The 7192-nt window shown below is 27.3% G+C and carries 5 protein-coding genes; all 5 read right to left on the minus strand.

Annotation, left to right across the window (positions count from 1 at the left end; genetic code table 11):
- Positions 1 to 458 precede the first annotated feature (458 nt).
- Complete coding sequence (locus VDP25_RS17055) at positions 459 to 680, minus strand: hypothetical protein (RefSeq protein WP_334471772.1); 222 nt, start codon at positions 678 to 680, stop codon at positions 459 to 461.
- Positions 681 to 1452: 772 nt separating this feature from the next.
- Positions 1453 to 1977, minus strand: coding sequence for a hypothetical protein (locus VDP25_RS17060; RefSeq protein WP_334471774.1), 525 nt, complete (start codon positions 1975 to 1977; stop codon positions 1453 to 1455).
- Entirely contained in the window at positions 1955 to 5203 is a 3249-nt protein-coding gene (locus tag VDP25_RS17065; RefSeq protein ID WP_334471775.1) for a RecQ family ATP-dependent DNA helicase, read from the minus strand. The genes VDP25_RS17060 and VDP25_RS17065 overlap by 23 nt, the downstream gene beginning before the upstream one ends.
- A 600-nt stretch (positions 5204 to 5803) precedes the next feature.
- Positions 5804 to 6148 carry a hypothetical protein gene (locus VDP25_RS17070; RefSeq protein ID WP_334471776.1) on the minus strand — a complete coding sequence of 115 codons (345 nt, stop codon included), beginning with the start codon at positions 6146 to 6148 and terminating at the stop codon, positions 5804 to 5806.
- Between the two features lie 12 nt (positions 6149 to 6160).
- Positions 6161 to 6838, minus strand: a complete 678-nt coding sequence (locus tag VDP25_RS17075) for a hypothetical protein (RefSeq protein ID WP_334471777.1) — start codon at positions 6836 to 6838, stop codon at positions 6161 to 6163.
- Positions 6839 to 7192: the final 354 nt, after the last annotated feature.

Consider the following 7192-nt stretch of genomic DNA (forward strand, 5'->3'; position numbering starts at 1 on the left):
TTTTATTGCGGTTTTATTGCGGTTTTATTGCGGTTTTATTGCGGTTTTATTGCGGTTTTATTGCGGTTTTATTGCGGTTTTATTGCGTAAATATTTTAGTTTCATTGGTTAGTTACAAGTATATTATTGCGTTTTTATTAAAATTTTATTATCAATTTAAATAACTAATCACATGCATACTAAGCCTGACTAAGAACCGAAACAACCTGTTACCATAAACTTATTTCCTCTCTTAATTGACAAATACCCTCCACAAACCTCTTCACATTTCAATTCTAAATTTTAACCCACTCACAATAAAAACTTCAAATAAAATTTTATAAATTTGAGTCATATTATTTTTAACAAAAAGAGAACACGAAACCGAACACGTTTTGGAACACGCTATTTTTCAAAAATCTGATTACTAGTGATTTAAAATTTTTAAATTTCTTCAAATTAAAATTAGGAAATCGACTTTAATTCGATGCTAATTGTTTAAGTCTAAACCTTAAAATAATCGCCGTCACAGGCAAAACCACCAATAAAAACGGAAATAGTACACAAAAGAAAAAGAAATTCACTTCGTAGTATGATGTACCTGTGAGATTTGCTAGGTTTATGGTAAAATCAGTACAATAGATATATAAATTACCACCTACATAAATCATCCAATCTATTAATGAATCAATCTTACTCATTTTGTTGATTTTTGCTATTTTTTAATTTTCTAATTGCTATAGTGTAGTCTATAATCTTTATTAGAGAATACCACATTATAAGTGGAAAAAGTATGACTAAAAAAACAATATTAGCAGCCCCATAATTTCCTGTAGAATGTAAGACTTTTATGGCTCCAAAATATATTTTATCAGTAATATGGAAATAATCTTTTAAAAACTTAACATGATGTTGTTTACAATAACTCGTGTTGCTATGCGCTATCCAACTACACTTGTGAGGACTCTTAATATCTGAGTTTATCGCCGTAAAACCGTAAGCACTATAGGGTTTATCGGTTATTAAAGGACGGTAAAATTCATTTATAACTACCATTATTGTATAAGGTAGCAAAAGCAGAAATATGTTTCTAAAGAGGCGCATATAACAATAATTGTTTTTTTACATGTTTTGTATGTATATTGTCTAATACATTAATACTTTTTAAAAGTTAGTCACTATTATCTTAAAATTAAATTCTATAAAAACAGGCAGATAATCAGAAATCAATCTTGCCGTTTTAAATTTTCGTAAGTTCCTACATAATCAACCACTCCTCAAGTCTTCAATAGCTGAATTAAAGCCTTTTTAATATAAGTTATTCCAAATCTTATGTTTTTCATTTAAATTGAAATCATCTGCAATTAATAGCTTATCACAATTTAATCGTTCTTAATAATTTTAAAATAAATAATTCCTATATATCTTTAACTTTGCTTATTGATTAGCACTTTTTTTCATCTTCACTATTAGCTATTTAAAGTATAATCCAACACCTAGACCGAGACTTATTAGTATTAAAATAAAGACTAGAATTCTTAATGTCTTTAATACTTTTGACTGTAATTCAAAACGTTCTTTGATTTTAGCTTCCATTGAATTAAAATTAGAGTTTAAAGTAGTTTCAAATGCACGCTGTATTTGAGTTCCTTCATTTCTAATCTCAACTTGAATGTCTGATTTATGTTTATCAAGTCTTGTTATGAGAGTTGCATCTAACTCCTTTTGGAACGCTTTATTATCCTTATAAATCTCTCCTATTTTTTGTTCTAGAAATTCATTCGCAACCTTAAGTTGCTTTGTATTTTCAGCTGTTTGTCTTTTAATAAACTCACTTACAGAATTTAAGCTTTTATTATTCTCTTCAATTAATTCCAAATTTCGACTGATATCCGATTGAAGTGTACTGATTTCTATATAAACATCTGTAAAACCTTTTAGTTGTTTTGAATTATGCTCTAATTCATTTACAACACTATCCAATTTTTCTAAATCCATGTTCTATATTTTTAGTTATACTTTTAAGTCTATTGTTGTAATGATTAAGAATAACTGTAGTATCTCCTAATTCTTTAGCAAATCTCAGTTTTTCTTCTTCTGTTCCACTGTATTTATATAAGAATTTCAACAATAGAATTTTTCCTTTTTGGTTTATACTTTTAGATATTTCAAGAATTTGATTAATAACATAATCAAACTTAGAGTCTTCATAATTTGAAATAATATTGAATGATTTTGAAAATCGTTGCTCTTCAATTTTATTAAATGATTCATCTAAAAGTAAGTTGGTTAAACCATTGATTAAATTTAAACCTGTGTTAGTTTGAAAACTCTCTAAAAACCGTTGTAGATTTCCTTTCAAATCAATTAATGAATCTTTATTAATAAAGTTATTATTTTCATCATAGAATACTTCAAACCATTTAGAAATATCCTTGTTATTGTTTTCAGCAATATGCTGTAAAATGTATGTTGCTTCTGTGAATTTAAAATAAGCTTCTAATGCTTTTTTAAAAGCTTCTTTTCCTTCAATTGTGTTATCATACTTTAAGCAGTTTTTATATACATTCTTTAATGATTCTCTTCTGTTGGTTCCGAATTTATCATAAGACCATTGTAATAATACTTTTACTAAACGTTCAAATTTTGGTAATCTGGTATCTTTTAAAATATTAGTGTATTTAATCCTTTCAGAATGGTTATCAAATTCAAAGTCATCAACATACTTTTTAATAAATTTTAGAAGAGTAGCTTTGATACTTTCTTCGGTGAACGTATTATATGTAACAGTAAAAACTCCATTAAAAAAATCATCCACTGTCCAATCCGATATAACCCCCAAGTTTGAAAGACGATAAATAGCTTTTTCTACTTTCATTTTGTTTGAAGCTAAGTTTCTTGCATAAACAACCCTAGCCCCTCCTGATTCAGAGTATGTATTATGAAGTCGTGCGACAAGTTCTAATTCTTTCGAGATTGAATCTAATCCATTTTGATATAAGAAAATTTGACGAATCACATCTTGACCATCCCAATTTACTTTTTCTGTTAAAGCTTGGATTTCTTCATAAGTTGACTCTGGGTTAAAAATAGTTTCAACATCTGTTTCAGGGTTTTCTTCTGTTAACAAAACATAACATTTCGCATTACTTTTATCTCTCCCCGCCCTTCCTGCTTCCTGATAAAGTGATTCCATTGAGGCTGGCATTCCATAATGTACAGTAAAACCTATATTCTTTTTATTAATCCCCATACCAAAAGCTTTTGTAGCTGTTAGTAATGTAAATTTATTTTGTTTGTATTCGTCTTGAACTTTTACTTTATATGTTTCAAAATCTAAATCGTCATTATAATTTCTTGGTTTTGAACCAGAATAGAATTTTATGGGAACATTAAAGTTAGTTGACAATCTATTTGATAAGTCAAAACAACCATTTCCACCATTCACAAAAGGGGTAAATATTAAACCACACTTAGGATTGTCAGCTTCAGATGCAAAAAGATTATCTTCTTGAATATGATTTTCAATAATAGTAGTAACTTCTTGATATTTATCTCCCTTATCATTGATTACAATAAACTCTAATTCTGGCCGCGTATAATCAGTTAACGTTTTTACGTTCTTTTGGCCTGTATTAAATTCTAGCTGAATATCTTTTAAAACATTAACTGAAGCCGTTGCGGTTAAACCTAAAAAGTTAATTGTAGGGCAGTATTTTTTTATGGTATTTGACAAATTTAAGTACGAGGTTCTAAAGTCGTGTCCCCATTCTGACAAACAATGTACTTCATCAATTACGGCATAAGAAAAGTCCAATTGTGAATTAATAGCGACTAATCTTTCTCTAAAATCTTTTGTTTGAAATCTCTCAGGTGAAATAAAAACAAAGAAATATTTTCCATTACTATAATTGTCTAATATTTCTGTTCTTGCAGCACCACCTACATCACTATTTATTGATTCTATATTTTGAATGTATGCTTGATTAAGGTCTTTAACTTGATCATACATTAAAGATTTTATTGGACAGACTACAAAACTTATACAAGGCTGTAAAAGACAAGCTAGTTGATAAGTCAAAGATTTTCCTCCGCCTGTTGGCAGTAGACCTATTGTTGTATTATTCTCTAAAATATTTTGAATTATAGAAATCTGACCATTATTAAACCTATCGTATTCAAATATGTTTTTAAGAAAAAACTCTAAGTTTTCTAAGTCATTAGATTCTTCATTAAAAAGAAGTTTGTATTTAAATTTAGTAGAAGTGCTAAGTTTAAAATAATTAACTCGGTCTAATTTATTTTTATTACGGTTATGAAATAAATCTAAATAATCGGTTCTAATATATATAACATCTTCATTAAGAAAGTTTTCATCTGTCCAACGCTCAAAAAGACTAAAATCAATTTTAATACAATTTGAATCACTAAACTCTTCAACATTTTTAACCTCAAATTGAGGTTCATTAAATGTGATTTTTTGTAATTTCAATAAATGATGAAGCCATTCAAATACATCTTCTATTGAATGATTTTCATACCCATTAACATCACGATTTTTAACTTCAAAAAACCATTTATCATCATCAAGACTTATAATACCATTTTCAAGTAATTCGAGAATCAAAACCTGAAAACGAATTATTGCCGTAGGTAATAATTTAGCTTTTTTTATTTTATCTGGAATATCAGAAAATCTGAGGTTATAATTTGTTTTGTATAAATTTAAAAACCTTGAATATTTTTCAAGTTGATTTTTTATTTTTTCAATTTTTTCAAAATAAATTTCATTTTTAGCTTCTAAATCTTTTGTATCAATTCGAACAGTCAAAACCTTTGATAAAACTAAGTGACTATCCCTTATTGAATCTGTAACTCTTCCTTCTTCCTCTTTATGCTGCTGCCCATCTATTTCTATAACTAAATTAGCTTGAGGCAAAAAAAAATCAACACATTGTCGCCTAAAGTTTTCATCATCCTGTTGCGTTATTTGATTAATTTCAATTTCAGGAATAATGAGTTGTTTTATAAAACTGTACTCTGATAAATCTTCTTCAATTCTTTTTTCTAAAAATGTTCTTGCAGGAAAATAGTTATTATCATCATCCCCTTTTATGGTGTTATACCATTTTATATCAGATTGATTTATTAAAACAAATGGTTTTTTAAAAAACTCTTTATCTTTATGAATAGAACCATAAATACTTTGTAAGTAGTGACTCATCAAAGTTGGTTTACCTCTTTGAATTAAATTCTTAATTATTAGAATTGCCTTTAAAAATTCTGACTCTTTTCTCGGACTATTTAAATTCTGGATGACAAAATTATGATTCGTATAAGAATAGTTAGCAGAATATTTTTTCATCATTCATGTAAGTTAGTTTTGTTCTTCGAGCATTGTCAAATACAGCTCTTTCATTATTCATGTATTAGCTTTGAATAAAATAAAATAAAAATATTCTATTTTGTTATTTTCATTCAGGTTTTCCACTTTCGTTTAGTTTCTTAAATTACTATTAACTACTTGTGTTAAAATATTTGCATATCAATAATTAATAAAAGGATTTCGTTAACGGAATAAATATATTACTGTAACAACAACAACCATTACGGTTTTCCGTAAAAGTGCTGTATTTTAGAATAATAGTGAATAAAAAAACTAGGATTTATAAATATTGTCTGATGTACAAACTAACGTGTTTGTCTATAACTTAAAGGGTATTTTAAACACTTCATTTAACAATAAAAACTGAACATAAAATCAGAAAGGATTTTCATAAGTAGATTAAAACACCCTATTACTTATAACCATTGTTAGCAGCAGTTATTTTATTACATCAAAATGAACAGCATATCCATTTCCAGACATATTAGCAATCGTTAGTGTATCAACATCACCTGTCAAATCCATTATAAATCTAGATTCTTTTCCAGGTCGTATAACCCTGAAAGGTGTGTTATTATCAAAGGTACCTTGATAGGTCTCGGATAAAAAATCCTCTTCTACTTTTTTTAATTCACTTTTTAATATTTTTCCCGATTTAGGAATAATTTCAATTGTTGATTCAGAAATGTTTAATTCTGCTTGGTCAAATGATTTAATCCATTCAAAAATTGCGTTATCTTTAGAAATGGATCCAGGATTTGCACTATCTAATTTTAACTTCATTAATTTTAAATATTATAATTGATTTAACAATTCTTTTGCTTGATAATCTCCTAAATTGGCAGCTTTTGTAAGATAATATCTTGCTTTAACATTGCAATCTCCACTTAAACACTTGAAAGAATAATTAGCCTTTATTCCTCTTTTATACATAACTCCAGCTAAAACAATATAATCTATATTTTCGGGTTGAAGCTCTAATGCTTTTAGAATATTAACTTCAGTTTTCTCTAATCCTTCACACAATTCAAATGGATAATCTGGTGAAATTTCCGTTAATTCAAAAGTTTTTAAATAATGACTGTGAGCAGTTAAATAAAGAGCGTTAGCTTTATACAAATCATTCTTTGCATAATTAATATTGTATTTACATATATCAATACAGTCATCATATAAATCAATATTAAAATATAAATTACCTAAATTATTAGAACTTAATTCTTTTGTCCAATTTGAGTGTGGATCATTAGCTGATATACTTTTTTTGTAAAACTCAATAGCCAATTTATTTTGATTTAATTCTTGATATGCTCTACCCACATAAAAGTTTAATTGTGAGTCATCAAAGCCGTTTTCTATTAATCGCTTTGAAGTTTCTATAACTGCGTTAAAGTCCGATGTTGCATCTTGCGAATAATAATGAATTTTCGCAATTTCTTTTTGATAATCTAATTCGAAATTTTTGTTTGTCATTTAACTAAATATATATTTTGATTTGCTTTTACTAATTAATGCCAAAACAATTAGATATAAACAATTGTCCATATCCAATATACAGACCAAATATAAAAAATCATGAATTTATATAAAAGCACCAATATCACCATATAAAAATTACTAAGGTTATTTTATTCTACTATCCCTTAAACTGTTACCAGAACTCAAAAATTCCTAATAATTTCAATTTTACAGCTAATTTGACTCTATTTTTTATTGCGGTTTTATTGCGGTTTTATTGCGGTTTTATTGCGGTTTTATTGCGGTTTTATTGCGGTTTTATTGCGGTTTTATTGCGGTTTTATTGCGGTTTTATTGCGGTTTTATTGC

The sequence above is a fragment of the Winogradskyella sp. ECml5-4 genome, assembly GCF_036903175.1.
Taxonomy (GTDB): domain Bacteria; phylum Bacteroidota; class Bacteroidia; order Flavobacteriales; family Flavobacteriaceae; genus Winogradskyella; species Winogradskyella damuponensis.

Bases quoted from the DNA above. Each gene is read 5' to 3' on its own strand.
- VDP25_RS17055 (WP_334471772.1), bottom strand. From the start codon at position 680: ATGAGTAAGATTGATTCATTAATAGATTGGATGATTTATGTAGGTGGT.
- VDP25_RS17060 (WP_334471774.1), bottom strand. From the start codon at position 1,977: ATGGATTTAGAAAAATTGGATAGTGTTGTAAATGAATTAGAGCATAAT.
- VDP25_RS17065 (WP_334471775.1), bottom strand. From the start codon at position 5,203: ATGAGTCACTACTTACAAAGTATTTATGGTTCTATTCATAAAGATAAA.
- VDP25_RS17070 (WP_334471776.1), bottom strand. From the start codon at position 6,148: ATGAAGTTAAAATTAGATAGTGCAAATCCTGGATCCATTTCTAAAGAT.
- VDP25_RS17075 (WP_334471777.1), bottom strand. From the start codon at position 6,838: ATGACAAACAAAAATTTCGAATTAGATTATCAAAAAGAAATTGCGAAA.